General features: G+C 64.5%; 29 protein-coding genes. 8 read left to right on the top strand and 21 right to left on the bottom strand.

All coding sequences use genetic code 11. The features are described from left to right. Positions 1–120: 120 nt before the first annotated feature. Entirely contained in the window at positions 121–1,374 is a 1,254-nt protein-coding gene (locus tag SB822_RS17085; RefSeq protein WP_090835169.1) for a DUF6566 family protein, read from the bottom strand. Positions 1,375–1,935: 561 nt separating this feature from the next. Then, positions 1,936–2,232 carry a YciI-like protein gene (locus SB822_RS17080; RefSeq protein WP_090835171.1) on the bottom strand — a complete coding sequence of 99 codons (297 nt, stop codon included), beginning with the start codon at positions 2,230–2,232 and terminating at the stop codon, positions 1,936–1,938. Positions 2,233–2,494: 262 nt separating this feature from the next. On the opposite strand from SB822_RS17080, the gene SB822_RS17075 reads away from it, so the two are divergent. The 3 genes from SB822_RS17075 to SB822_RS17065 all read left to right on the top strand — a co-directional run bounded on the left by SB822_RS17075 (position 2,495) and on the right by SB822_RS17065 (position 4,604). Continuing rightward, positions 2,495–2,797: a PsiF family protein gene (locus SB822_RS17075; RefSeq protein ID WP_007585957.1), complete on the top strand. Its 303-nt coding sequence runs from the start codon at positions 2,495–2,497 to the stop codon at positions 2,795–2,797. 333 nt (positions 2,798–3,130) lie between these two features. Further along, complete coding sequence (locus SB822_RS17070; RefSeq protein WP_007585956.1) at positions 3,131–3,577, top strand: hypothetical protein; 447 nt, start codon at positions 3,131–3,133, stop codon at positions 3,575–3,577. 439 nt (positions 3,578–4,016) lie between these two features. Beyond that, positions 4,017–4,604, top strand: a complete 588-nt coding sequence (locus tag SB822_RS17065) for a YSC84-related protein (RefSeq protein ID WP_007585955.1) — start codon at positions 4,017–4,019, stop codon at positions 4,602–4,604. Between the two features lie 223 nt (positions 4,605–4,827). On the opposite strand, the gene SB822_RS17060 is transcribed toward SB822_RS17065, so the two are convergent. From SB822_RS17060 to mltG, 10 genes are all read right to left on the bottom strand, one after another. After that, positions 4,828–5,898 (bottom strand): glycosyltransferase family 4 protein, encoded by a 1,071-nt coding sequence (locus tag SB822_RS17060; RefSeq protein ID WP_007585954.1) that lies wholly within the window; start codon positions 5,896–5,898, stop codon positions 4,828–4,830. A 413-nt stretch (positions 5,899–6,311) separates the two neighbouring features. Further along, complete coding sequence (locus SB822_RS17055) at positions 6,312–7,475, bottom strand: AAA family ATPase (RefSeq protein WP_007585953.1); 1,164 nt, start codon at positions 7,473–7,475, stop codon at positions 6,312–6,314. A gap of 85 nt (positions 7,476–7,560) precedes the next feature. Further along, positions 7,561–9,006 (bottom strand): alpha,alpha-trehalose-phosphate synthase (UDP-forming), encoded by a 1,446-nt coding sequence (gene otsA / locus SB822_RS17050; protein WP_007585952.1) that lies wholly within the window; start codon positions 9,004–9,006, stop codon positions 7,561–7,563. Positions 9,007–9,274: 268 nt separating this feature from the next. Beyond that, complete coding sequence (locus SB822_RS17045) at positions 9,275–9,631, bottom strand: Rap1a/Tai family immunity protein (RefSeq protein ID WP_007585951.1); 357 nt, start codon at positions 9,629–9,631, stop codon at positions 9,275–9,277. 141 nt (positions 9,632–9,772) lie between these two features. Continuing rightward, positions 9,773–10,510 carry an ankyrin repeat domain-containing protein gene (locus SB822_RS17040; RefSeq protein ID WP_079485666.1) on the bottom strand — a complete coding sequence of 246 codons (738 nt, stop codon included), beginning with the start codon at positions 10,508–10,510 and terminating at the stop codon, positions 9,773–9,775. 51 nt (positions 10,511–10,561) lie between these two features. Beyond that, positions 10,562–11,353 carry a TatD family hydrolase gene (locus tag SB822_RS17035; RefSeq protein ID WP_079499570.1) on the bottom strand — a complete coding sequence of 264 codons (792 nt, stop codon included), beginning with the start codon at positions 11,351–11,353 and terminating at the stop codon, positions 10,562–10,564. 54 nt (positions 11,354–11,407) lie between these two features. Further along, positions 11,408–11,914: a GNAT family N-acetyltransferase gene (locus tag SB822_RS17030; RefSeq protein ID WP_007585948.1), complete on the bottom strand. Its 507-nt coding sequence runs from the start codon at positions 11,912–11,914 to the stop codon at positions 11,408–11,410. Between the two features lie 65 nt (positions 11,915–11,979). Continuing rightward, positions 11,980–13,038, bottom strand: coding sequence for a DNA polymerase III subunit delta' (locus SB822_RS17025; protein WP_007733169.1), 1,059 nt, complete (start codon positions 13,036–13,038; stop codon positions 11,980–11,982). 94 nt (positions 13,039–13,132) lie between these two features. After that, positions 13,133–13,753 carry a dTMP kinase gene (gene tmk / locus SB822_RS17020; protein WP_007733170.1) on the bottom strand — a complete coding sequence of 207 codons (621 nt, stop codon included), beginning with the start codon at positions 13,751–13,753 and terminating at the stop codon, positions 13,133–13,135. Further along, positions 13,753–14,763, bottom strand: a complete 1,011-nt coding sequence (mltG, locus tag SB822_RS17015; RefSeq protein WP_410855211.1) for an endolytic transglycosylase MltG — start codon at positions 14,761–14,763, stop codon at positions 13,753–13,755. The genes tmk and mltG overlap by 1 nt, the downstream gene beginning before the upstream one ends. Positions 14,764–14,840: 77 nt before the next feature. Between mltG and SB822_RS17010 the strand changes: the two genes are divergently transcribed. Next, positions 14,841–15,902, top strand: coding sequence for a YgfZ/GcvT domain-containing protein (locus SB822_RS17010; protein ID WP_090835173.1), 1,062 nt, complete (start codon positions 14,841–14,843; stop codon positions 15,900–15,902). 102 nt (positions 15,903–16,004) lie between these two features. Next, complete coding sequence (locus SB822_RS17005) at positions 16,005–16,826, top strand: NRDE family protein (RefSeq protein ID WP_090835175.1); 822 nt, start codon at positions 16,005–16,007, stop codon at positions 16,824–16,826. A 21-nt stretch (positions 16,827–16,847) separates the two neighbouring features. On the opposite strand, the gene SB822_RS17000 is transcribed toward SB822_RS17005, so the two are convergent. From SB822_RS17000 to SB822_RS16980, 5 genes are all read right to left on the bottom strand, one after another. Then, positions 16,848–17,807, bottom strand: coding sequence for an alpha/beta hydrolase (locus SB822_RS17000; protein ID WP_090835330.1), 960 nt, complete (start codon positions 17,805–17,807; stop codon positions 16,848–16,850). Between the two features lie 87 nt (positions 17,808–17,894). Continuing rightward, complete coding sequence (locus tag SB822_RS16995; RefSeq protein ID WP_090835332.1) at positions 17,895–18,764, bottom strand: SDR family oxidoreductase; 870 nt, start codon at positions 18,762–18,764, stop codon at positions 17,895–17,897. Positions 18,765–18,816: 52 nt separating this feature from the next. Then, a complete protein-coding gene (locus tag SB822_RS16990) occupies positions 18,817–19,815 on the bottom strand; it encodes an NADP-dependent oxidoreductase (protein WP_090835177.1) in 999 nt (332 codons plus the stop codon). A 58-nt stretch (positions 19,816–19,873) separates the two neighbouring features. Further along, a complete protein-coding gene (locus SB822_RS16985) occupies positions 19,874–20,353 on the bottom strand; it encodes a PaaI family thioesterase (protein ID WP_407671757.1) in 480 nt (159 codons plus the stop codon). Beyond that, positions 20,354–20,653 carry a Dabb family protein gene (locus SB822_RS16980; RefSeq protein ID WP_176133831.1) on the bottom strand — a complete coding sequence of 100 codons (300 nt, stop codon included), beginning with the start codon at positions 20,651–20,653 and terminating at the stop codon, positions 20,354–20,356. It abuts the gene before it with no gap. Positions 20,654–21,086: 433 nt separating this feature from the next. Between SB822_RS16980 and SB822_RS16975 the strand changes: the two genes are divergently transcribed. Continuing rightward, positions 21,087–21,380: a GYD domain-containing protein gene (locus tag SB822_RS16975; RefSeq protein ID WP_007585937.1), complete on the top strand. Its 294-nt coding sequence runs from the start codon at positions 21,087–21,089 to the stop codon at positions 21,378–21,380. A gap of 50 nt (positions 21,381–21,430) precedes the next feature. On the opposite strand, the gene SB822_RS16970 is transcribed toward SB822_RS16975, so the two are convergent. Continuing rightward, entirely contained in the window at positions 21,431–22,054 is a 624-nt protein-coding gene (locus SB822_RS16970; protein WP_007733189.1) for a trimeric intracellular cation channel family protein, read from the bottom strand. A 258-nt stretch (positions 22,055–22,312) separates the two neighbouring features. On the opposite strand from SB822_RS16970, the gene SB822_RS16965 reads away from it, so the two are divergent. Continuing rightward, a complete protein-coding gene (locus tag SB822_RS16965) occupies positions 22,313–22,804 on the top strand; it encodes an LEA type 2 family protein (RefSeq protein ID WP_090835336.1) in 492 nt (163 codons plus the stop codon). 123 nt (positions 22,805–22,927) lie between these two features. Here SB822_RS16965 and SB822_RS16960 read toward each other — a convergent pair whose 3' ends face one another. Further along, positions 22,928–23,698, bottom strand: a complete 771-nt coding sequence (locus SB822_RS16960; protein ID WP_322789357.1) for an SH3 domain-containing protein — start codon at positions 23,696–23,698, stop codon at positions 22,928–22,930. Positions 23,699–23,855: 157 nt separating this feature from the next. On the opposite strand from SB822_RS16960, the gene SB822_RS16955 reads away from it, so the two are divergent. Continuing rightward, positions 23,856–24,074 carry a DUF2945 domain-containing protein gene (locus tag SB822_RS16955; RefSeq protein WP_090835179.1) on the top strand — a complete coding sequence of 73 codons (219 nt, stop codon included), beginning with the start codon at positions 23,856–23,858 and terminating at the stop codon, positions 24,072–24,074. 102 nt (positions 24,075–24,176) lie between these two features. Here SB822_RS16955 and SB822_RS16950 read toward each other — a convergent pair whose 3' ends face one another. Beyond that, entirely contained in the window at positions 24,177–25,355 is a 1,179-nt protein-coding gene (locus tag SB822_RS16950) for an acetyl-CoA C-acyltransferase (RefSeq protein ID WP_090835181.1), read from the bottom strand. Between the two features lie 50 nt (positions 25,356–25,405). Beyond that, positions 25,406–26,032 (bottom strand): bifunctional nicotinamidase/pyrazinamidase, encoded by a 627-nt coding sequence (gene pncA, locus SB822_RS16945; protein WP_090835186.1) that lies wholly within the window; start codon positions 26,030–26,032, stop codon positions 25,406–25,408. Positions 26,033–26,048 lie beyond the last annotated feature (16 nt).

Below are 26,048 nucleotides of genomic sequence, written 5' to 3'. Positions count from 1 at the left end.
ACTGCATCGAATCACGACAATGAACGACGAGACAGCAACGACGCGCCTACCCGCTGCGCGTCTGCCCAAGTAACCGGTTCCAGTTCTGGCTCAAACGATGGCGTGCCTACGCCATCGTCATCATCCTGCGTGCGAATGCAGATTCAACGGCAACAGGTAGCGTTCGCCCGTTTTGTCCTTGGCGACTTCGGGCGGATAGCGCCGCAACGGCATCAGACGCGGATTCAGATGCTGCGGCAGATGCGGATTGCCCGTTGTGGCGGCAACGTTCGCCGCGGCGAGCGCTGGCGTCGGCGTGAGTTCGGGCATGGCGCGCGTGACCGGCCGCACGGCGACCTTCGGCGTGTGCATACCCACGCTCGACGGGTTCGCGCGCAGTCCTGCCGCTGCTTCATGCGTACGGCATTCGCGGTCGATCCATTGCCGCGCCCAGTCGAGCGCAAAACGGTGCGCTGCGTCGACATCGGCGAAACGCGGGCCGATCAGGCCGGAGCGCTCGACGCGCTTGCCGTCCTTCATGATCTCGGCCCACGCGCGGAATGCGTCGTTAGGCACCTGCTCTGCCTCGACGTAAATCGTATAGCCCTGGCGGTCGGCGACCTCCAGGCCGCGCGGCGCCGTGAGGCTCATCCACAGCGGCGTGTGCTGGCTATCCGCCGAGGTATCCGCCGAAGCGCTCGCGGTGGACGCGTCTTCGCCATGCGCGTCGGCTTGCGCCGGCGTGGCATGAGAGTCTGCGACGTGCGCCTGCATCGGCGCCTGCACAGCTTGCACGTCGACACGCTGCACGTCGCCGAAGACGACGCCGGCATCGAGCGCGCTCGCAGCGCTCACAGCACTTGCGCGCGGCGCCTCGACGAAGCCCGTCTCGACGGCAGCCGAGCCCGCCAGCTGACGCGTGATGTCGGCCATCGGCGCGAGCGCGCGCCAGCCCGACGGCGCGCCGCTCGGCACGTCCGACTCGGGACCAGACGATTGCCACGTCTCCGGACTCTTCCAGAACACGCCGCGCGCGAACTCGTCACGCGGCTTCGGCGCTTCGACCACAGGCGCCGGCTTCGGCGCAGCAGGCGGCGTCGGCTCGGGAATGTACGCGAACGCGCGCCCATTCAGCGTCAACAGACGGATCACTTCGGCCAGCGTGCCATCGGCTTGCCACTCCTCGAAGCGACGCCGGCACGTAGGACCTGACGGATAGCGGCCGGGAAGCCTCGACCACGGCTCGCCAGTGGTCAGGATCCACAGAACGGCATTGGCCACGATTCGAGGTTCGGCGCGGGGCCGTCCGCGTCGGTTCAGGCGGACGGCTGGCTCGTCGGAAACAAGCGCTGATACTTGCGCCCATTCGTCATTGCTTAGCTCATCGAAAAACATTGAGTTCTCCACGCAGCCTGGCCCGGCTGCGGCGTTGGGCTCGCACGAACTTCATTTTGGCGGTTCGTGTCGGGTCCTCGGTTGCACAATATGCTTATACGTTCGTGCGCCGGGATTAATAAAAGCACACCGATAGTGCGCTAATTCACCGGGACGACGCACAAAACGTGGTCTCACTCGTGCATGGGAGAATTTGTGCACGAAGCATACCATTCCTAGGGTTTGTCTGAATATGACGGAGACAAGTGTTACGGATAGAAACAATCTTGTCCTTTTTGCTGCGTCGTTTAGTTCATGACTGTCACAGAAATGACGTCAGTTGCAACGCTTCGAACATTGCGCGAACAGCGCGACGCAGCGCGTCCATGCTCGCGTCGTCGCGATGACAACGCCTGTTCGCGTGGATTGCGCACAACAGAGTTGACGCAGTTACATTCGCTTTGATGTAAGACGCATATGGTGCGCGTGTGCAGCGGCGTTTTTATTTGTGTTGCATCGTTGCCGCTGCGTGAAACGAATATTGCGTGGGGGTGGCGTTGATCTGTGGCGTCGGTGGGTGGCTCAGCGCACGGGCGTCGCCGCGTGTTCGCCGACGACAGTGGTCCACGGCCGCACGCGCCATTTCGTGACGAGACCGTTGAGCACATACGGATCGGCTTGCGCGAACGATTCAGCGACGGCGGGCGTTTCGCCTTCAAAGAGCAGCACGGCCATATCGACGGGATCGGCGAGTGCGCCGCCGAGATGCAGCTCACCCCGTTCGGCGGCCGCCCATGCGAGCTTCAGATGCGCGCCGCGAAACTCCGCGCGACGCTCAAGATAATCCGGCGACACATCGTAGATCAGCAGATAGTGCATGGCGAAAACTCCTGGATGGCGATGACAGCAACGACTCAAGCATAACGGTTCGCACGTTCAGGGTAAGCGATCTTAGGGAAAGACCTGTGCAGTCTGAGCGCGGCGTGCGTCAACCGTTTGTACGGTCCGCTCGTTCTGACAGCACCATGCATAGCAATGGTGACGGCGAACACAACGAAAGCTATCTGCCCGAGGCTAGCGCCCGGCTCGATGCCCGTCTCACGACAATCAACAACATTCACAACCCGTGATGGAGTGTCCCATGAAGATCCAAGCCGCTCTCGCTGCCCTCGCCCTGACAGGTCTGCTCGCGTCGCCTGCTTTCGCCGCGAACAGCCAGCAATCGAAGATGACCGACTGCAACAAGCAGGCAGGCGACAAGAAGGGAGACGAACGCAAGGCGTTTATGCAGAGCTGTCTGTCGGCAAAGCCGGCGTCGGCGGCGGCCGCGTCCGGCCCGATGACGCAACAGGACAAGATGAAGATGTGCAACAAGCAGGCGGCCGACAAGAAAGGCGACGACCGCAAGGCATTCATGAGCACCTGCCTGAGCAACAAGGGCTGAGATCCTGGTTGCGTGTCGCGTTGTGTAGGTTCGCGCGGCACGATTGGCGATGCGGTATCGACGGGCGGCATCCATCGCGGACGCCGCTTTTCTTTTGGGCTTCGTCATGGCGCAGCGACGGCGTTACGTCGAACCTGAAGCGTCGCGCATGCGCTTCCCGTCCCGCCTGCGACATGGCGCACACAAGCCGTGCATTCGCGTCATCACACCCTGCACTTCCCCGGCCGTTTTCTTCTATGATGGCGGCACAGACGGCCCATGCCCCACACAAAACAAGTCCCACGGGCCGCCAGCTTGTCGTTGATGCCGCAAGCGCATCGCACGGAGGCAAGGATGGTTGGGAGACACAAGAATCGCTGGTTGCGTCGCTGGCTGGTGGTGATCGTATTTTGGGCTGTGCCCGTGGCGATCGTCGCCGTGCGCGAGATTCAGGAGGAAATGGCCTATAACCGGGTCGACCTGAACAACGCGCTCACGACGTGGCAGCTGACCGACGCGCAACGCGCCGCAGGCGCCGCCGCGCGCTGCCACGGCACGCCCGACGTTGCGCGCGAAGCGGGCTGCCCCGCCGACGTGCTGAGCGCGAACGCGCCGCGCCAGCAGGACGCGATCAACGAGTACGCGGTCCGCAAGAGCACCTTGGCAGGCTATCTGTGGCATGCGTTCGTCGGCTACTGGGTCGTGCCTGCCGCAACCATCTTTGCGATCGGCTTCATCATCGGCATGGTGCGCCGCGCGCTGAGGCGGCCACCCGTCAATAAAAGTCCGGCGAATCATTAGCGATCCCGACGCGCGTGCTCGCGCTGCAACGCGTGCAACACGTTACCCGCGAGTTTGCGTACGGCATGCGGTGCGCTTCCGACGCGCCGCTGCGGCTTTCCCGCAACACTTTCCGTTCGCTTACAGCGAAGTTTGACGCAGTGCAAAAGCGGTAAATACGACTGCTTCCGGCAGACGTTCTCGCGGCTCGAATCCGGGCCAACGACGCGCATTGCCGTCTCCGCGCACGAGCGCCGGACAGCAGCCGGACAGGCTTCCCACCCGCGCAACCGACCGGCCAGAATTACCCAACAGATCGCTGACCATCGGCGGAGCGCCCGTCGCACAAGGGTTTGCGCGGTGACCCCAGAACCCTTGCATTACTGGTTGGTGTGATATAACTAAACAGGCAACCCGCGTGAACTGAGGCTGCACCCCGGAACCACGATGGAGAAAAACGATGCAAAGACGAAACTTCATGCTGAAGAGTACCGCCGCGCTCGCTTTCGGAACCCTTGCACTGGCCGGCTGCACCACCACCAAGAGCAGCGGGGAGTCTGCCGCTACGGACATGTCGAAGCGGCAGTCGATCGACGCTAGCGTCGACGGCACCATGTCCCGTCTCTACACGACGGTTCAAGGCTCACGCGAGCTGGTTGCGAAGGCGCGCGGCATTCTCGTGTTCCCGTCCGTGCTGCAGGTCGGCTTCGTGGTCGGCGGACAGTACGGCGAGGGCTCGCTGCGTGTGGGCGGCAGCACGGTCGGCTACTACAGCACGATCTCCGGGTCGTTCGGCCTGCAGGCCGGCGCGCAGTCGAAAGCGATCATCTTCCTGTTCATGACGCAGGATGCGCTCGACAAATTCCGCAGCTCGGACGGCTGGTCGGTCGGTGCCGATGCGTCCGTCGCGCTCATCAAGCTGGGCGCGAACGGCGTCGTCGATACGACCACGGCCACCGCGCCCGTCGATGTGTTTGTCCTGACGAACACCGGCCTGATGGCGGACGTGTCGCTGGCAGGTACGAAGGTGTCGAAGCTCAAGATCTGACGACATGGCGGCCTCGATGCAGGCCGCCGCGGCGCAGCGCTACGGGACGCGGACGGGAGTCCGCCTTGCGGTTCCGGCAAGTCGTCGATGGCGGGTGCGGCAATGCCGCCCTCGCCCATTGGCGATGGGTGTGATGAACACGATGGATGACTGGCGAATGACTAAGGGCGACGCAATCGTCGGATTGCGTCGCCCTTTCTTTATGCGGCTCTGACGTCTCGTTTCAGGTGCTCGACGACGCGTCGATCACCTTGAAGCGCGAACGCTTCTGCGCGCGAATCACCGACTGATACGCGTCCACGTATTGCTGCGCCATCCGGTGCGACGTGAAGCGCTCTTCGAACCGCTGGCGCACGCCCGCGCGCGGCAGCTTGTGCAGACGGTTGACAGCGGCCACCGCGCCGATCTCGTCCTCGACGATGAAACCCGACACGCCGTCGTCGATCACTTCGGGCACCGAGCCGCGATTGAACGCGATGACGGGCGTGCCGCACGCCATCGATTCAATCATCACCAGCCCGAACGGCTCCGGCCAGTCGATCGGGAAGAGCAGCGCATGCGCGCCCGACAGAAACTCGGCCTTCTGATGATCGGCGATCTCGCCGATGTACTCGACATACGGCAGATCCAGCAACGGCTTGATGTCGCGCTCGAAGTACTCGGCGTCGGCGGCATCGACCTTCGCGGCGATGCGGATCGGAATGCCACAGCGGCCCGCGATGCGGATCGCCGTATCGACGCGCTTTTCCGGCGAGATGCGGCCGAGAAACGCGAGGTACTTCTGCTCGACGGGCTGCGGCGTGTAGAGCGTTTCCGGCAGGCCGTGGTAGACGGTGCTGAGCCAGCGAGCCTGCGGCAGCGGATGACGCTGCGAGTTCGAGATCGAGATCACGGGTGCGGTGTTGAACGTGTCGAACACCGGCTGCTGCTCGGGCAGATCGAGACGGCCGTGCAAGGTCGTGACGAACGGCGTGTCCTGGCGCTTGAACACCGAAAACGAGTAGTAGTCCATGTGAAAATGGAGCACGTCGAACTCTTCGGCCTGACGGCGCACCAGTTCCATCAGCAGCATGTGCGGCGCGATGCGGTCGCGAATACCGGGATCGAGCCGCAGCGCGCGCGGCCACACGGGTTCGAGCTTCGCGCGCGTGACGGAATCCCCGCTTGCGAAGAGCGTCACATCATGGCCCAGGTCGACGAGCGCCTCGGTGATGTACGACACGACGCGCTCAGTCCCACCATATAGCTTGGGCGGCACCGATTCGGTCAAAGGAGCGATCTGCGCAATTCTCATCTGTGTCTCCAGGGGCCGCATGAGAGCGGCGGCAGCGAGCGGTGGCGAACGAGTATGACAGCAGGCAGGCAGCCGATCAAACGCGGTTTGGCGATTTCATGCGCACTGTGGCGCAATGTCGGGTTTATCCGTATGCGTAGTCTGGACGACGTCTGAACGACGGCTGCGCAACGGTTCTGGGCTTTCCAAAAAACACGCGCGCCTGACCTTCGGGCCACTTGTGTCCAATGCGCCGATTATTGCCCGGTGTTGCTCGAAACGCCGCAGGTATTTCAATTGCATTACGCTGTTACAGTCGGGAAACACTCGCTTCGGGCAATCCCTTCTTGCCCTTTCTCGCGATTTACTGCGGCGTGCGAAGCGCCTTGCCTTTGCCGGTCGCGCCACGTCGCGCCGCGTCACTCCGCATCGCGCTAGCGGGCTGGCCACTTCCACGCGGGAAGATCGCGCGACTCGGCGTCGGCGATGCGGGTCGCGCCCAACTGCTTTTCAAGCACGACGGATTCGCTGCCGTCCTCACGTTCCAGCGCCGCGATGAGCCGCGCCGCATGCGACACGACGATAACCTGCGAACGCAACGACGCCCGCGCGATCAGCCGCGCGAGCGCCGGCAGCAGATCGGGATGCAGACTGGTTTCCGGCTCGTTCAGCACGAGCAGCGCGGGCGGCCGGGGCGTGAGCAGCGCCGCGACGAGCAACAGGTAGCGCAGCGTACCATCGGACAATTCGGCGCCCTTCAGCGCGCGCAGCAAACCCTGCTGCTGCATCGTCACCTCGAAGCGCCCCTCGATATTGGTAATCGCCACGCGCGAACCGGGAAAGGCGTCGTCGATGGCGGCATCGAGCGCGGTCGCGTCGCCGATTTCGCGGATCGTTTGTAGCGCGGCGGCCAGGTCCGCGCCGTCGTCGCTGAGCACGGGCGTGTGCGTGCCGATCTGCGGCAGGCGCACAGGGGACTCGGCATCCGTTCTGAAATGATCGTAGAAACGCCAGGAACGGATCTGCTCGCGCACGGCGATCATCTCCGGCGCGCTACGCGGGTCAGAAAACTCCGTCATCATGCTGTCGAAACTAGCGACGGTATGCGGAATGGTCTGCCATTCGCCGTCGTCGTCACGCGTGCGGATCGACGCGCCATGCCGGTCGACCAGCAGCGCCGACGGACGCAACACGGGACCGCTCCAGATGCATTCGCGCTTGATGACGGGGTCGAGCCCGAACTGCGTTTCGCCTGGAATGGGCAGACCGAGATCGATTGCGTAGCCGAATTCATCGCCTGCAAAACCGAGCCGCAGATTGACGGGCTCCGTGCGGCGCGTGCCCTGCACGGGCGTGTCGCCCGCCAGCATCGCGCGGGAAAAGCGCTCGGGGCCCGCCCAAAGCGTGGATTGCAGCCCTCCCTCGCGCGCCAGCGACGGAATGACACCACCGCGCGCCGTCACGGCCAGCAGCCGCAACGCGCGATACACGCTCGACTTGCCGCTGCCGTTCGCTCCCGTAATCACGTTCAGACGCGCGAGCGGCACGATCAGATCGCGCAGCGAGCGATAGTTGGCGATGGCGAGCGTCGTCAGCATTCGGGCTCCGCACGGCCGGCGCGTCGATCGGACAAATCGGACAAGACAGCATTGTTCTGGATGTCGAACGGACGCCCGCGCTGCATCAGCCGCGCCCCGCCTTCTTTGCCGGCGCCCGTACTTCGCGCACGCTATCCGGCAACGGCGCAGGCGTGGGGACGCTGCGCAGATCGCGCAGGAACGAATCGCGCCACACGCCCAGATCGTTTTTGCGCAGTGCCTGCATATCCATCTCGTGACGCCGCTTGCGCTCGTCGAGCGGCATCGAGAGCGCGCGCTGCAACGCGTCGCACATGCCGAGCGAATCATGAGGATTCACAATCAACGCGCCTTCCAGTTCGGCCGCCGCGCCCGCGAACATCGACAGCACCAGCACGCCTGGATCGTCCGGATTCTGGGCCGCGACATATTCCTTCGCGACGAGGTTCATCCCGTCGTGCAAAGGCGTGACGAACCCGACCTGCGATTCGCGGAACAGCGACATCAGTTTCCAGCGGTCGTACTGCTGATTCAGATAGCGGATCGGCGTGTAGTCCAGCCCTGAGTACTTTCCGTTGATGCGCCCTGCTTCGTATTCGAGCTGCTGACGGATGTCCTGGTACGTGGTGACGTCCGAGCGCGTGGGCGGCGCGATCTGCACGAGCGTGACGTTGCCGCGCCACTCGGGCGAACGCTCCAGCAACGCTTCGAACGCGCGAAAGCGCTCGACCAGCCCTTTCGAATAATCGAGCCGGTCGACGCTCATGATCAGCTTGCGTCCTTCGAGGCTCTGCTTCAGGTCGAGCACATGCTGACGGCTTTCGTAGCGCTTCGCCTGTTCGGCGATGTCGTCGGGAAACACGCCGATCCGGTAGACGCCCGTGCGCAGCTGCCGGCCGAACGCTTCAGCCCGGCCATCGCTCGACACCGTACCGCGCGCGTGCCGGCGCAGATAGTCGTGAAAAGCGAGTTCGTCGTTGTCGGTCTGAAAACCGAGCAGGTCATAGCAGCACAGCGACTTCACCAGCTCTTCGTGCGGCGGGATGTTCAGCAGAATCTGCGGCGACGGAAACGGAATGTGCAGGAAAAACCCGATGCGGTTCTTGATGCCCTCGGATCGCAGCGCTTCGGCAAACGGAATCAGGTGATAGTCATGCACCCAGATGATGTCGTCCGGCTTCAGCAGTTTGATCAGCTTGTGCGCCAGCCACGCGTTGACCCGGCGATAGCCCGCGTACTCTTCGCGCTCGTAGCGCGCGAGGTCGTTGCGATAGTGGAACACGGGCCACAGCGTTGCGTTCGAGAAGCCGCGGTAGTACTGGTCGTAGTCCTTGCGCGTGAGGCCCGTGGTCGCGAAGGTCACAGTGCCGTCCACGTCGAGCGTCGGCCCGGCGTTGGCGACTGTTTCGCTGACGACGTCCCCGCTCCATCCGAACCACACGCCGCCCGCGTCCTTCAGCGCGCCGAATACGCCGACCGCGAGCCCGCCCGCGGAGCCTTTGGTCTCCGTGGGTGTTGCCACGCGATTCGACACGACGATCAGTCGGCCCATGTTGCTGTCCCTCCGCTCTGGTTGCCGCGGCCGGTCTGCCGTGGCCGGCGTGCATTGTTCAGTGCTGGTTCGACCGCGGTTGCGCCCGATCAGTTGCACATTTGTGCGGGGCCGGACGGCATAGGCCAAAAGACCGGCTTGGAACCGTGTCTAAAACGCGTCTAAAGCGGTGAAAAAAAAGCAGAAAACGCGCGCGGTGCAGCAAGCACGGCGCGCGTCGAGATGAATCGCGATAAACGAAACTGAAGCGACAGAAGCGAAGCGCCGCTCAGCTGCCCGACTTGCAGGGGAATGCCTTGCCGAGTCCCAGCGAGATGGCCGTGCTGGCGTTGTAGCCCGCCACGTTCGGGTTGTCGGCGATGTACTTGCGCACGGCGTCCGTCAGTTGTTGCGAGCGCGCGTCGGGCGGCAGGCAGAAATACTGGCCGACGCGCGGGCCCGTCGTCCCGCCGATCGCGTCGATCGTGTTGAACACGCCGTCCGCGGCGCCTTCGATATAGGCTGCACACGCGCTACGCGACGCAACGTCCGTCTTCGTGCACAGCTTGTTGAGGTCGCCCCCCGTAAACGCGGCAGCCGTCAGCGGCACGGCGAGCGCGCCGGCGCAAATCAAAACCCGCAGCATGTTTTTTTCCTTCCTGGTGTAAGCCCGGAACTTGACGGTGTCCGGCGGTCTTTGCCGCGCGGTTTTAGCCACCCGTCCCGGCTGCAATTCAGGCGCGTGGTGACCCGCGCCCAAGCTGCTATTTTGCACTGTTTTGCGGCGTTACTGGGGCGCCTGCGGGGCCTGTTTCTGCATTTGCTGGAGGCGTGCCGTCAGCCCTTCGACGACATCGGGCTCCTTATACTGTTTGGCGAAATCGAGCGCGGTCAGGCCGAGCTGGTTTTTCACGTTGAGGTCCGCGCCGCTGTCGAGCAGCAGCTTCACGGTCGACACATGGCCGCCGCGCGACGCCATCATCAGCGGCGTGGTGCCGTTCGGCGAGCCGGCGTCGATGTACGCGTCATGATCGAGCAGCAGCTTGACGATGTCGTCGTTGCCGTTCGCCGCCGCGTAGTGCAACGGCGCCCAACCCTTCTTGTTGACTTCCGCGTCCTTGGCGATCAGCAGCTTCACGATGTCGATGTCGCCGTTCAGCGCGGCCATCATCATCGCGTTTTCGCCCGCCTTGTCGAGAATCTCGATATTCGTCTTCGGATTGTCGATGAGCGCGGCGACCACCTTGTCAGATTTCTCGCGCGCGGCGATCACGATGAGCGGGATGCCCTGGTTGTCGGCCATGTTCGGGTCCATGCCGTTCGCCAGCTGCTTCTTCACTTCCTTCACGTCGTCGAACTTGACGGCCTTGATCATCGTGTCGGCGGGTGCGGCGTGCGCAGGCAGCGCGCCGAGCGTCGCGAGCGCGACACCTGCTGCCAGCGTCAGTTTCGCCAGGCTACGGCGCAGGTCGGCGGCGCGGGCGGAAGCCGCGCCATGATGGCCCTCGGTCAGATATTTTTTCATGTGTTGCTTTAGGAGTATTTCCTATCCTGTTGATACTACGTATTTTTCACTTCAAACGCCTGCCGGCGCCGGAATCTTGAACAGACGGAAAAAGTTCTCGCTGGTCGCTGCCGCGAGCGCTTCGTCCGCCATCTCGCGCTGCTGCGCGATGAAGCGTCCGACATAACTGACGTACGCAGGTTCATTCGGCTTGCCGCGATACGGCACGGGCGCGAGGTACGGCGAGTCGGTTTCGATCAGCAGACGCTCGAGCGGCACGCGGCGCGCGACGTCCTGCACGTCCGTCGCGCTCTTGAAGGTGACGATGCCCGACAGCGAAATATAAAAATTCTGCGCGAGCGCCTGTTCGGCGACGGCCCACGGTTCCGTAAAGCAGTGCATCACGCCGCCCGGCACGCTCGCGCGTTCCTCGGCCATGATCCGCAGCGTATCCGCCGCCGACGCGCGCGTATGGACGATCAGCGGCTTGCCCGTCTGGTGCGCGGCGCGGATATGCACGCGAAAACGCTCGCGCTGCCACTCCATCTCGTCGATCGAGCGGCCTTCGAGGCGGTAATAGTCGAGCCCCGTCTCACCGATCGCGACCACCTTCGGATGCTGCGCCAGTTCGACCAGCTCGGCGACCGTCGGCTCCCGCGCATCCTCATGGTCCGGGTGCACGCCCACTGACGCATACACGTTGTCGTACGAACGCGCGATGTCCAGCACGGACGGCAGCGTTTCGAAGTCGACGGACACGCACAGCGCGTGCGTGACCGAATGCGAGCGCATGTTTTCCAGCACTTGCGGCAGACGGTCGCCGAGTCCTTCGAAGTTGATATGGCAGTGGGAATCGACAAACATGGTGAAGTCCTGCGAAAAATCCGATGACGTTTGAGGCGAGTCGTACGGCAACGCTTACTGCGCGCCGTCCAGACGCTTGCCGAGGATAACCAGATCGCGCTCGACGCCATCCAGCACCGCGACGCGCGGCAGCGTGCCCCATGCCGCGAAGCCGAACGCCTGGAAGAGTCGCACGCTAGGCTCATTGTGGCCGAATACAAAGCCGAGCACCGTGTCGATACCGAGTTTCGGCGCGGCTTCCAGCGCGGCTGCCAGCAGTTTCTTGCCAAGCCCCTTGCCGCGCGCGGCTTCATCCAGATAAATGCTGACTTCGGACGTGCGCTGATAAGCCGGGCGTCCGTAGAAATCGGAAAAACTCAGCCACGCGATCACTTTCCCCTGATCTTCGACGATCCACAGCGGACGCTTCTCAGGACCGTGCGCCTCGAACCACGCGCGGCGGCTGTCGATGCTCACCGGCTCCAGATCGGCCGTAACCTGGCGCGACGGCACGGTCGAGTTGTAGATGGCGACGATGGCGGGCAGATCGTCGAGCGTAGCGTCGCGGTATTGAAGAGTCATGTCGATGTCGTTGATGGAATGAGCTAAAAACGGTTGTGCTTCACATGCGCTGCGAACGGATCTGGCTACTGGACGAACAGGTCGCGATAGCCGAGAAACAGTTCTTCGAACACGAGCCGCGCGTTGAGCGGATGGTTTTCGACCGCGCGTTGCCGCGTGACCGTCCGCATGAAGCGCGCGAAACCGTTCGCGTCGGCCTGCGACGCGCAACGCGAGAGCGCCGCCGACGCCGCCGGGAAATAACGTGGCGTGCCCGTCGTGCCGACAGTGGACTGGGCGAGCAGATCGTACATCCAGCGCTGCAGCCAGCCCAGCACGAGCGGCACGGGCAGCTTCTGCAAGGTCTCGCCGCACGCGAACGCGTCGCAATTGGGGCCGGCCGCCAGTTGTTTCAGGGTCCAGTCGCGCAGCGGGCGGTTTTCGTCGCTGGCCAGCGCCAGCGCCGCGAGCGGCGCACCGCCTGCTTCCGCGAGCAGGCCCGGCGCATCAGCCACGCCCTGTTGCGCGAGCCACGCGGTAGCGGCCTGGGGCGACGGCGTCGTCATCGGCCACTGGCGGCAACGGCTGATGATGGTCGGCAGCAGCCGGTCGATGCGCGCCGACACCATCAGGAACACGACGCCCGCAGGCGGCTCTTCAAGCGTTTTCAGCAGCGCGTTGGCTGCCGCGACGTTCAGCGCCTCGGCGGGATACAGCACAACGACGCGCACGCCGCCGCGATGCGAGCCAACGCCGCAAAAATCCAGCAGCGCCCGCACCTGCTCGATCTTGATTTCCTTGCTCGGCGTGCGTGTTTTCTTGCCGCCTTCGTCGGCGTCGGCTTTCTCTTTTTCGGCCTTTTCGTCGGCGGCGGCGCTGGTGAAGCCCGCTTCCGCAGCGAGCGCCTCCGGAAGCACGATCCGGTAGTCCGGATGATTGCCCTGTTTGAACCATGTGCACGCCGCGCAGCTGTCGCACGGCTGGCCGTCGGGCAATGCCGACTCACACAGCAGACCCTGCGCCAGATGCTGGGCAAAACGCAGCTTGCCGATGCCGGCCTGCCCGTGAAGCAGCAGCGCATGCGGCCAGTGGGCACGCAATTGCTGCAGGCGGTTCCAGTCGTCGGTTTGCCACGGATAAATCATCGTATCTCTTTCGATTCAATAGGTTGAAGAGGATATTTGAAGTATCGGCTGAGATTTGTTCGCAGATATAGGGTGAATTTATATCGACGTAAAATCAAAGAGATACGATCAGTTCCTCAAGATGCTTCTGAATTTCAGCGATGCTGCGCGTCGAGTCGATGATATCGAATCGGTAAGGCGCTTCCTCCGCACGGCGCAGATATTCGGTGCGGGTGCGCGTGAAAAACGCATCCGATTCGCTCTCGAAACGGTCCGGCGCGCGCGCCGCGCTGCGTCGCTCGCTGGCTGTCTCGGGCGGCACGTCGAACAGCACGGTCATGTCCGGCTGGAAACCGCCCTGCACCCAGCGCTCGAGCGTTTCCAGCTTGTCGCGCGGCAGGCCGCGTCCACCGCCCTGATAGGCGAAGGTTGCGTCGGTGAAACGGTCGGACAGCACCCAGTCGCCGCGAGCGAGCGCCGGCTCGATCACCTGCGCGAGATGCTCGCGGCGCGCGGCGAACATCAGCAGCGCCTCGGTTTCGAGGTCCATCGACTGATGCAGCAGGATGTCGCGCAGCGACTCGCCGAGCTTCGTGCCGCCCGGCTCGCGCGTCATGACAACGGAACGGCCGGTGGGCGCGAGCTTCTGCTCCAGCCGGTCACGGAACCAGCCGAGATGCGTCGTCTTGCCCGCACCGTCGATGCCCTCGAACGTGATGAATTTTCCCCGAGCCATCATTGACCTCGAATGTATTTGTCGACGGCCTTGTTGTGATCGCCGAGCGTGTCAGAAAAGATGCTGCTGCCGTCGCCGCGCGACACGAAATACAGCGCGCTGGTCTGCGCCGGATTGAGCGCGGCCTGTAGCGATGCGACGCCCGGCAGCGCGATGGGCGAAGGCGGCAAGCCCATCCGCGTATAGGTATTGTAAGGAGTGTCCGTCTGCAAATCCTTCTTGCGCAGATGGCCCGAGTAGCTCTCGCCCATTCCATAGATGACGGTCGGATCGGTCTGCAGCGGCATGCCGACGCGCAGACGGTTCGCGAACACGCCCGCGACCATCGGGCGGTCGGACGCCTTGCCCGTTTCCTTTTCGATGATCGACGCCATGGTCAGCGCATCGTACGGCGTCTTGTACGGCAGACCCGGCGCGCGCGCCACCCATGCTTCGTCGATGCGCAGCTTCATCAGCCGGTACGCGCGTCGATAGACGTCGAGGTCGCTCGTGTCCTTGTCGAACAGGTAGGTGTCCGGGAAGAACAGCCCTTCGCCGTTGCCCGTCGGCGTTTCAGGCGCACCGATCGCCTTCAGGATATCCGCGTCCGACATGCCCGCCGTGTCGTGCTTCAGCGCCGGGTTCGAATCCAGCTCGGCGCGCATGTGCCTGAAGGTCCAGCCTTCGATGATCGTCGCCACGTACTCGTTGACGTCGCCGCGCGCGATCTTCTGCAGCACGTCGTACGGCGTGATGCCCTGCTTGAATTCGTAGTTGCCCGACTTCAGCGCCGATTGCAGTCCGAGCACGCGCGTCATCATCACGAACAGTTCCGGCTCGACGGGGACGCCGCCACGGTTGAGTTGCGTCGTGACGCTGCGCAGGCTGCTGTGCGGCTTGATCGTGACATCGAGTTGCGGGGTGGCGAGCGGGATGGGGGTGGTGGCCCAGTGGTACGCGCCGTACGTCGCGGCGGCGAGCAGCATCGCGAGCACGACGCAGGCGATGAGGCATTTCTTCAGGAGGGACATGGAAACGTGGTTCGGGTGAAGCCAATATAATACTTGCTTGCCTCCGCCAAAGTCAGAATTGACTGTTCCCCGAATCCATGAACGCACCGCTTGCTTCTGCTCCTGGCACTGCTGTCCCCGCTTCTGCTGCTGTTTCCGTCGCGCTTCCCGTGTTGCCGCGCCCCGCGCGCGAGGAGTTCGACGCCGTCCTCTCGCGCGGCGCGTTCATGCCGCTGCCGCAGTTCGGCGTGATCGACGCGAAGGGCGACGACGCCGCTGCCTTCCTGCACTCGCAACTCACCAGCGACACGCAGCACCTCGACGCCGCGACGGCACGCCTTGCCGGCTACTGCTCGCCGAAAGGCCGGCTGCTGGCGTCGTTCCTCATATGGTGCGGCGGCGAGTCGATCCGGATGCTGGTGTCGAAGGACGTGCAGCCCGCCGTGCAAAAGCGTCTGTCGATGTTCGTGCTGCGCGCGAAAGCGAAGCTCAGCGACGCGTCGGGCGATACGCTTGCCATCGGTCTTGCCGGTGACGTGCGAGGCGCGCTGTCGGGCGTGTTCGACGCGATTCCCGACGGCGTGCACGTGAAAGTGGACGGACCGGCCGGGTCGCTGGTGCGCGTGCCCGATGCGGCAGGCCGCCTGCGCTACGTATGGATCGGACCGAAAGCGGAAGTCGAAGCGCGCCTGCCCGTGCTCGAAGCCAAACTGCGGCGCGTGTCGCCTGCCGTGTGGGACTGGCTCGACATCCGCGCCGGTGAGCCGCGCATCACGCAGCGTGTGGTCGAGCAGTTCGTGCCGCAAATGATCAACTTCGACGTGCTCGGCGGCGTCAATTTCCGCAAAGGCTGCTATCCGGGCCAGGAAGTGGTCGCGCGCAGCCAGTATCGCGGCACGATCAAGCGGCGCATGTCGCTCGCGAACGTCGTGGGCGAAACGGAGAGCGTCGTGCCGGGCGCCGAGCTGTTTCATTCGGACGATCCGGGCCAGCCGTGCGGGATGCTCGTCAACACGGCGGCCGCGCCTGACGGCGGCGTCGATGCCCTCGTCGAGATCAAGCTGGCCGCGCTCGAAAACGGCAGCGTGCATCTGGGTGCCGCCGATGGCCCCGCGCTGACCTTCCTGCCGCTGCCCTACGCGCTGCCGACGGAAGTCTGACGCGCCAGTCAAATCCGCACGGCGCCGCGCCTTCCTTTCTGGATTTCTGGCGCGGCGTGTTCCTGCCTTATTCACGCGTTCTCTTTACCAAGACTTCTGCCGATGTGTCTGATCGTGTTCGACTGGCGCCCCGAAGCGTCTGACGGTCCGCTGTTCACGCTCGCGGCGAATCGCGACGAATTCCTCAAGCGCACGGCGGAACCGATGCATTGGTGGGACGATGCACCCGGTTTGCTCGCGGGCCGCGATCTGGTCGGCGGCGGCACGTGGCTCGGCTTGACGCGCGACGGGCGCTTTGCCGCGCTGACCAACTATCGCGCGCCCCACGAAATGCGCGCCGATGCGCCGACGCGTGGCACGCTGGTCAGCAACTGGCTGTCGGGCGATCACGGTATCGAAAGCGGTGCGCCGCTCGGCTATCTGTTGCGCGTCGCGCAGGACGGTGACATGTACAACGGCTTCAATCTGCTCGTCGGCGACTGGACGCGGCGCGAACTCGCGTGGTACTGCAACCGCTCGCCGTCCGCGCCAACGCTGCTCGCGCCGGGCACGCACGGCATCTCGAACGCGGTGCTCGATACGCCCTGGCCGAAACTCGTGCGCAAGCGCGCCGAACTTGCCCAGGCGCTCGCCGACGAAGCCCGTCCGCCGCTCGCGACGCTGATTGGCCTGATGCGCGACCCGCACGTCGCCCGCGACGACGAGCTGCCGGCGACGGGCATTTCGCTCGAACGCGAACGCGCGCTGTCGGCGGCCTTTATCGATACGCCCGATTACGGCACACGCGGCACGACGGCCGTGCAGGTGTTTGCGCAGAACGGACGCCTGAGTGTCGCGGCGCTAGAACGCAGCGACGACAACGGCTCGCATCGTGTCGTGCGTCCCGGCGATTACGAGCGCAGTTTTACGTTCGATATCGCCTGAAGGCGAAACGGCCGCTCATCTTCATTCGATTCCGAACGCGGCGCGCAATGCCGCCGCCGCGTCCGCATGCGCGATGGCCACGTCGGGCACGTAGCCACCCATCTTGAAGAATTCGTGGATCATGCCCGCGTAGCATTTGAACGCAACGGTATTGCCCGCCTCGCGCAGCTTGTGCGCGTAGGCCTCGCCTTCATCGCTCAACGGGTCGTATTCGGCCGTCGCGATCCATGCGGGCGCCACGCCGTGAAACTCCGGCGCGTCGCGCGTGCCGTCGAGCGGCGCGAAACGCCAGTCGTGACGGTCGTCGGCATCGCGGACGTATTGCTCGAAGAACCATTGAATCGTGTCGCCAGACAGCAGATAACCATCCGCCAGGCGTTCGTGCGAGTCCGTCTGTTGATGGCCTGTCGTGCCAGGGTAGATCAGCAGTTGCAGCACGAGCGGAATGCCTGCGTCGCGCGCGAGCACGGCGCATACCGTGGCGAGCGTGCCGCCCGCGCTGTCGCCGCCGACGGCGATCCGGCTCGCGTCGATGCCGTAAAGCGGAGCGTTCTCGTGCAGCCACTTGAGCGCGTCGAACGCATCGTCGACGGCGGTGGGAAATTTGTACTCCGGCGCGAGCCGGTAATCGACCGACATCACCACGCATTGCGCGTCGCACGCGAACATCCGGCAGAGCGCGTCGTGCGTGTTCACGCTGCCGACCGTGAAACCGCCGCCGTGATAGTAGACGAGCGCGGGCGCGGGATTCGCCCATTGCGGCTCGGCGGGGTGATAGAGACGCACGCGAATGGACTCGCCGTCGCGCACCGGCACGTCGATGTCCTCGACGGAAAACATCGGCGCCGTGGGCACTTCGAGTATCGGCGCGCTTTTCTCGTACGATGCCCGCGCCGCTTGCGGCGTCAGATCGTGATACGCGGGGCGCTTTGCGCGCGCGATCATGTCGAGCACCTGCTCGATCTTCGGATTCAGCGGCATGATCGGACGACGGCGCAGATGCACCGGACGGTTGAATGAGCGCGCCATGATGCCACGAACGCGCGTTGACGCGCTCGCATCGGCGCGCTAGCGTGCTTGCTTGACCTCGGGTTTGAGCGACAGCGGATCGGTCGGATTGCGCTGCTGCTCGATGTCCTCGTGCCGCAGGCGCACCGTCTCGAGAATGGCGGGATGCGTGAGGATATAGAAACGCCGCGCGGCGATCGCGTCGAACGTCAGTGCCGCGACATCCGCCGCGCCCAGCTTGCCGGATCGCACCGCGCGCTGCAGTTGCTTGTCGGCGGCGAGCTGCGAGCGCGTGGGTTCGGCGCTATTGCGAAGCGACTCGGGACGCGCGCGCTCGGCACCGGCGATGCCCGTCGGCACGAACGCAGGACACAGCAGCGAGCACCCGACCTCGCCGCCCGCATTCTGCAGATCGTGATACAGCGTCTCCGTCAGCGAGACGACCGCATGCTTCGACGCGTTGTAGATGCCCATCGACGGCGGCGACAGGAGCCCCGCCACCGACGCCGTATTGACGATGTGCGCCGGCTCGTTCTGCTTCAGCATGATGGGCGTGAAGATACGCACGCCGTGGGCTACGCCCATCACGTTGACGCCGAACACCCACGCCCAGTCGTTTGCCGAGCTTTCCCACAGAAAGCCGCCGGAGCCGACTCCGGCATTGTTGAAAAGCAGATGAACCTTGCCGAAGGCGGCGAGCGCGGCATCCGCGAGCGCCTGAACCTGTGCGCCATCGGACACATCCGTTTGCACGCCGATGACCTCGGCCCCCGATGCGCGCAATGCATCGACGGTTTGCGCGAGCGCGTTCGCGTCGACATCCGCCAGCACGAGCCTCATGCCGAGCGACGCGCCCTTTTCCGCGAACGCGCGGCCGAAGCCGCTCGCCGCGCCTGTAATCACGGCGACTTTGCCGTCGAACTCGAACATGCCGTATCCCTCGTTCAGCGATTGCGCGTGGCGCGTTCCGATATGCGCCAACTCAGATCAGCTTGACGAGCTGCTTGCCGAAGTTGTGCCCCTTGAGCATGCCGAGAAACGCTTCGGGTGCGTTTTCCAGACCTTGCGCGACGGTCTCGCGATACTGCAGCTTCTTCTGCGCGACGAGCGTGCCGAGTTCTTTCAGCGCATCCGGCCACACATCCATATGCTCGCTGACGATGAAGCCCTGAACCAGAAGTCGCTGCGTGAGCAGCAACGCCGGATGTTTGAGCGGCATAGGCGCGCCGTCATAACCCGCAATGAAGCCGCACAACGCGATGCGACCATGCGCGTTCATCCGCGCGAGCGTCGCGTCGAGCCCTTCGCCGCCGACGTTCTCGAAGCAACCGTCCACGCCGTCCGGCGTCGCCGCCTTGAGGTCCTGATAAAGATTGCCTGCCTTGTAGTCGACGCATGCGTCAAAGCCTAGCGTCTCGACCACATAGCGGCACTTGTCCGGACCGCCCGCGATGCCGACGGCGCGCGCGCCCGCCTGCTTCGCAAGTTGGCCGACGACGCTGCCGACCGCCCCGCTCGCCGCGCTGACGACGACCGTCTCGCCCGCCTTCGGCGCGATGATCCGGTTCAGGCCGTACCACGCCGTCACGCCGGGCATGCCGACGGGGCCGAGATACGCGGAGAGCGGCACATGCGTGTCGTCGATCTTGCGCAGGGCCTTGCCGTCCGACGTGCCGAATTCCTGCCAGCCAGACATGCCGACTACCTTGTCGCCGGGCTTGAATGCCGCGTTCTTCGACTCGATCACTTCGCCCGTCGTGCCGCCGATCATCACTTCGTTCAGCGGCTGCGGCGTTGCGTACGACTTCGCGTCGCTCATGCGGCCGCGCATGTACGGGTCGAGCGACAGATAGTGATTGCGCACGCGCACCTCACCCTCGGCGAGCGGCGGGAGCGGCGTTTCGACGAGCTTGAAGTTGTCGGCGGATGCCGCGCCCTGCGGACGCGACACGAGCAGAATCTGGCGATTGATCTGGCTCATGGCGGGTTTGTCTCCGGAAATATGGGGTGAAATAGGGAGCGGGAGCACCACGCGGCGTTCAGCCGTCGCTCGGCCCCGGCTTCGCCGACGGATCGCTGCGCAGCCGCTGCTGCCGCACTTCGCGGCCAACGGCGAGACGCCGCATGTACTTGAACGTGCCGAGCGCCTTCGCGACGAAATGGCCTTCGCTGTCGCGAATCTCGCCTTCGCAATAGGCCATCGTGGTCGAACGGTGCAGCACGCGGCCCGTCGCGCGTAACTCGCCGCTGCCGGGCTGCATGAAATTCACCTTCATCTCGACCGTGACGACGCCGACGCCATCGGCAGCGAGGCTGCGCGCGGCCATCGCGAGCGCGACGTCGGCGAGCGTCATCGTGATGCCGCCGTGCGACACGGCCCACGTGTTCAGATGCTCGGGACGCAGCGCCAGCAGGACCTCGCTGGCGCCGTCCCCCGCCGAAATGAGTTGCACGCCGATGTGATCGATGAACGGGCTTTCAATCACCAGCTGATTGGTGGAAGAGTCAGTCATATGCATTCAGAGTTCGTAGTCGACGGCCTGACGCGCCTCGCGGATCGGCGCGAGAAACGCCTTTACGTCCTGATGCGCGGGATGGACCTGATACGCGTCCAGCGCTGCCTTGTCGGTGAAATCGGATACGAGCACGACGTCATAAGTCGAGTCGAGGCCTGGCGTCGCGATACCGACTTCGAGATGCACGATACCCGGCACGGCATCGCGGCAGGCTTCCAGTTTTTGCTTCAGCACAGACGCATTCTGCTCCCGCGTCCGGCCTTCTCCCTCGTTCAACTTCCACATCACGATATGACGAATCAAGACGTTCACCTTTGCTGTTGACCTTGCGTCGCGGTCCGCACGGAGCGCATGCAGGACACACATGAAACACGCTTCGTCAGATGATACCTGCACTGCGCGAGACGATGAATCGAGCTGCACGGCATAGGACAAACGCACAGGTCGTCCGTGCATTCGTCCCCTTCACACCAGGTAGCGTCGCCTATACTTTTCAGGCAATCAGCCCGGCCGTGCGTGCAAGCAGCCGTCACGCGCAACGCGAAACCGGGCGCCACCAACCTGCGGCCACTCCTCCTCCCGCGCGAGCTCGCCGCGCCCCGGCCGCCTTGTCTTCCTTCCTCTTTGCCGCTTTATGCACGCATGGAAACGGCCCGCGCCGTGGATGCGTTCGCCTCTTCTACCGAGAGCCGACGCTACGCGCGCGGATCATCTGCATTCACTTCACGAGGACAACATGGCCACTTACCTCATGCTGGTCAACTGGACCGATCAGGGTGTGCGCACCGCGAAAGACACCGTCAACCGGGCGCGCGCGTTTCGCGAAGCCAGCAAGGCGATGGGCGTGACGGTCGGCACGGTGAACTGGACGCTCGGCGCGTACGACCTCGTGATCTCGTTCGACTCGCCTGACGACGAAACCACGACCCGTCTCGGCCTCGCGCTCGCCGCGCAAGGCAACGTGCGCACGGCGACGATGCGCGCGTTCAGCGAAGCGGAGATGGAAAAGATCGTCGGCGGTCTGAAGTAGCCGGGCCCCTCCCGCGCGGGTTGCTCGCAGCGTGTGCTCGCGCGCCGCAGTCAGAGCTGCGCGCGCGGCAGATGCCATCCATACGCCGCGGCAGCCACGCGCAATACGAAGCACGCGACGCCGCCCGCCACGCCCGCCATCGCCGGCGACAGTCCGAAGCGCCGCGCGATCAGCACCATGGCTGCGCCGAAGAACGCTGCCGTCGCGTAGATATCGGTGACGAGCACGGACGGAATGCGCGCGAGCAGCACGTCCTTGATAACGCCACCGCCGACACCCGTCACCGTGCCCATCAGCGCCGCGACGAACGGGCGGATCCGGTACAGCATCGCCTTTTCGACGCCCGCGACGGCGAACAGCGACAGGCCCGCCGCGTCGAGCACCATCAGCCAGAACTCGGGAAAGCCTTGCGCGTTGGTATGGAAGAGGAACGTGAGCAGGCCCGCGGCGAACGTCAACGCGGGATAGCGCCAGTCGCGGATCGCGTTGGGCGGCGTCGCGCCGATCAGCAGGTCGCGCGTCACACCGCCGCCGAGCGCCGCGACGAACGCGATCACCATCACGCCGAGCAGGTCGAGTCCGCTGTGCATCGCGGCCACCGCGCCCTCGATCGCGAAGATGAACGTGCCCGCGAGATCGGCGCCAAGAACGATAGTTTCGATTTTCGGTTTCATGCGGATAGTCGTGCGCTTGTCTTGCCCCCGGGACGAGCCGAACGGTACAACGAAACGGCGCGCGCTGGCATGCGTCCGGACCGTCCTGTTTCGGCGCAAACCAGCCGCACGCCGAGGGCGCCGCGATTGTCTCATCGCCGTGGCGACGGGCAAAGCGTGCCCGGCTTAGCCCACGATCGCGCCCGCTTCAGCGCCCTGCGCCGCTATAGTGCATACGACGCGCGCCATTCACGCGTCCCCTTCGAGAGGATCGAGACCATAACCGCCGACCGCGCCGCGCGCTTCGCCCGTTTTCTGCTCTTCTTCGTCGCGCTGCTGTCGCTTGGCGGCTGCGCGGGTATGTTCGGCGGCGATTCGCTGCGCGTGACCGTCGCCGGGATCGAGCCGCTCGCGGGCCAGGGAATGGAGATGCGCTTCATTCTGAAGCTGCGCGTTCAGAACCCGAACGAAACGCCCATCGACTACAACGGCGTTTCCGTCGAACTCGACCTGAACGGCAAGCCGTTCGCGAGCGGCGTCAGCGATCAGAGCGGCACCGTACCGCGCTTCGGCGAAACCGTGATCGGCGTGCCGTTGACGGTGGCCGCCTTCACCGTCGTCCGCCAGGCATTCGCATTCGCCGACAGCGCGCAGTCGGGCCAACTTCCTTATATGCTGCGCGGCCGGCTTGCTGGCGGCATCACGGGCGGCACGCGCTTCACCGACCAGGGCGCGCTATCGCTGCCGATGGGCAGCCTGAGCGGTCTGTAGTGCAACAAAAGGCTGCACACTGCCTCGCGATCAGTGATTCGTGCCTTCGTTGCCTTGTCCTGAAGGCGCTGGCGGCCGGGCGTTGCCACCGCCGCCCGGAGGCCCGGACGGATGTCCGCCGCCCTAGCCGGGCGACGGCCCCGAAGGACGCGCAACGGGCGCCGCGGCGGGTGGCCCGGCGGGACGACCACCGCCTTGTGGACGTCCTCCATCATGCGCAGGCGGCGGCCCAGCAGGATTGCCGCCCTGACCCGGCGGACGCCCGCCTTGCTGCGGGGGCGGCGCTTGGGGTGGACGACTGCCTTGCTGTGGCGGCGCTTGTGGCGGACGATCGCCTTGTTGCGGCGGCCCAGGCCGATGTCCATGCCCAGCGCCGGGTGGCCCAGGCGGAGGTGGCGACGTGGGCGACGTGGACGGCGGCCGGTTCCCACCGGCCGGCGGACGATTACCGCCCTGCGGCGGCGGTGGCGGACGGTGCGGCGGCGGCGGATGATTCGCCCAGCGGCCACGGTCGCCGTACCACGGGCGTCCGCGATAGTAATGGTCCCAGTAGGAGCCAATCGAAAACGTAATGAGCGGCAGGCCGATCGCCGTCCCGTAAGTCATGATGGGCACATTGCTGCCCTGATACGGATAGGTCAGATAGCCGCCATAGACCCACCCGCGCGCCTGCGCGATCGCCACGTCACACCATGTGTAGCCGCTCACGCATCCGTAGACGGCCACCGGTTGTCCAGCAGGCAATTGCGCGACGACCGGGTAATCCTGCGCCGGTCCTGCGTACAGGTAGACAGGCTGATTCGTGTAGGCCTGCGATTGCGCCGACGCCGCACCCGATGCGATCGACAGCGCCACTGCCCCCACGACAGCTACGCAAGCAACCCGCATTCGCATGATTGTTCTCCTTATCGTCTGGCGGATATGTTCGTGAAACGAGCAGCGAATTGTGTGCCTGACAGGCATCTGTCATCCATTGATGCCGCAGGAATGAGGCGGATACGGGAACAACGGATGCAGCATCCGCCTGCATTCAACCTGTCGGAAGCACGTCATGAAACACGATCTGAAACCGGGCGATCGCGTCAACTGGAACACGCCGCAGGGCATGACAACGGGCAAAATAGTCCGCGCGATCACCACGCACACGGAACTGGACGGTCATACGGTGGCCGCGTCGAAGAACGACGTGCATTACGAAGTCGAAAGCGAGAAAAGCGGCAAACGTGCTGTCCATCGCGCGGAAGCTTTGCACAAAAAGCCGAAGCACTGAAGCATGGCAAAGCCCGCGTAAGGTAAAGCCGACGCAAAAAAGCCCGCGCGCTTTCGCACGCGGGCTGTTATATCCGCAGATATTCGCTACGCGCAAGCGCGCTCAGACGACCTCGAACAAGCCCGCCGCGCCCTGCCCGCCGCCGATGCACATCGTCACCACGACGAATTTCGCGCCGCGCCGCTTGCCTTCGATCAATGCATGGCCCGTCAGACGCGCGCCCGACACGCCATACGGATGACCGACGGCAATCGCCCCGCCGTTGACGTTCAGGCGTTCGTTCGGAATCCCGAGCTTGTCGCGGCAATACAGCACCTGCACGGCGAACGCTTCGTTCAGTTCCCACAGACCGATGTCGTCGACCTTGAGACCTGCCTGTTTCAACAGCTTCGGCACGGCGAACACGGGGCCGATGCCCATTTCGTCCGGCTCGCAGCCCGCCACCGCGAAGCCGCGGAAAATACCGAGCGGCTGCAGGCCTTCGCGCTCCGCGACCTTCGCGTTCATCACCACGCACGCCGACGCGCCATCCGAAAACTGGCTCGCGTTGCCCGCCGTGACCACGCCGCCCGGCAGCGCCGTACGGATCTTCGATACGCCTTCGAGCGTCGTGTCGGCGCGGATGCCTTCGTCGGCGGCAATCGTCACTTCCTTCGTGAAGAGACGGCCGCTTGCCTTGTCGGCGATGCCGGCGAGCACCGTCATCGGAACGATCTCGTCGTTGAAGCGCCCCGCTTCCTGCGCGGCCGCTGCCCGCTGCTGCGACTGCACGCCGTATTCGTCCTGACGGTCCTTCGAAATCGAATAGCGTTTCGCGACGGTCTCGGCCGTTTGCAGCATCGGCCAGTAGATTTCCGGCTTGTGCTCCATCAGCCAGCCTTCACGCAGCATGTGCATGTTCATCTCATTCTGCACACACGAGATCGACTCGACGCCGCCCGCGACGAACACATCGCCCTCGCCGACCATCACGCGTTGCGCGGCGAGTGCAATAGTCTGCAGGCCCGACGAGCAGAAGCGGTTCACCGTCATGCCCGGCACGGTCACGGGCAGCCCACCACGCAGGGCGATCTGCCGCGCGATATTCGAGCCCGTCGCGCCTTCGGGGTTCGCGCAGCCCATGATTACGTCCTCGACGCGCGCCGGGTCGATCTTCGCGCGTTCGACGGCGGCCTGCGTCACGTGGCCGCCGAGCGTCGCGCCGTGCGTCATGTTGAACGCGCCGCGCCACGATTTGGCGAGACCCGTGCGGGCAGTCGATACGATTACGGCGTCAGTCATGCATGTCTCCTGCTAATTTCAAAGAGTGTGTGTGGTTCGCGTTGCGTGGCTCAGACAAGCAAGTCCGCCGATTGCACGCGTTCGACGCCCGCAGCGCGCATCTCGCGCCATGCGTTGTCGAGCGAACCGTTCAGATCGATTGCGCGGGTCGCGTCTTCGATGACGGCGACCTCGAAGCCCGCCGCGCGCGCGTCGAGCGCGGACCACGCGACGCAATAGTCGGTCGCCAGCCCGCAGCACCACACGCGCGTCACGCCCGTGTCGCGCAAATAGCCGGCCAGTCCCGTCGGCGTCGTGCGATCGGCTTCGAGAAACGCCGAATAGCTGTCGACGCCCGCGTGATGCCCCTTGCGAATCACGGCGCGTGCATGCGGAATGTCGAGATCCGCGTGCAGCGCAGCGCCAGGCGTGTTCTGCACACAGTGCGTCGGCCACAGCACCTGTTCGCCGTACGGCAGGGTCATCATCTCGAACGGCTGGCGGCCCGCGTGATTCGCGGCGAACGAAACATGCGACGGCGGATGCCAGTCCTGCGTCAGCACGACATGGCTGAAACGCCGCGCAAGCTGGTTCACGAGCGGCACGATTTCGTCGCCGCGCGCGACGGCGAGCGCGCCGTCCGGCATGAAGTCGTTCTGCACGTCAACGACGAGCAGAACTTCACTGGCATCTTTCATCACTGTTCCTGTTGTC

The sequence above is a fragment of the Paraburkholderia sp. SIMBA_054 genome (assembly GCF_046534875.1).
Lineage (GTDB): Bacteria > Pseudomonadota > Gammaproteobacteria > Burkholderiales > Burkholderiaceae > Paraburkholderia > Paraburkholderia hospita.
Note: the sequence above shows the minus strand (reverse complement) of the source record. Positions and strands in the feature narration are given on the sequence as shown.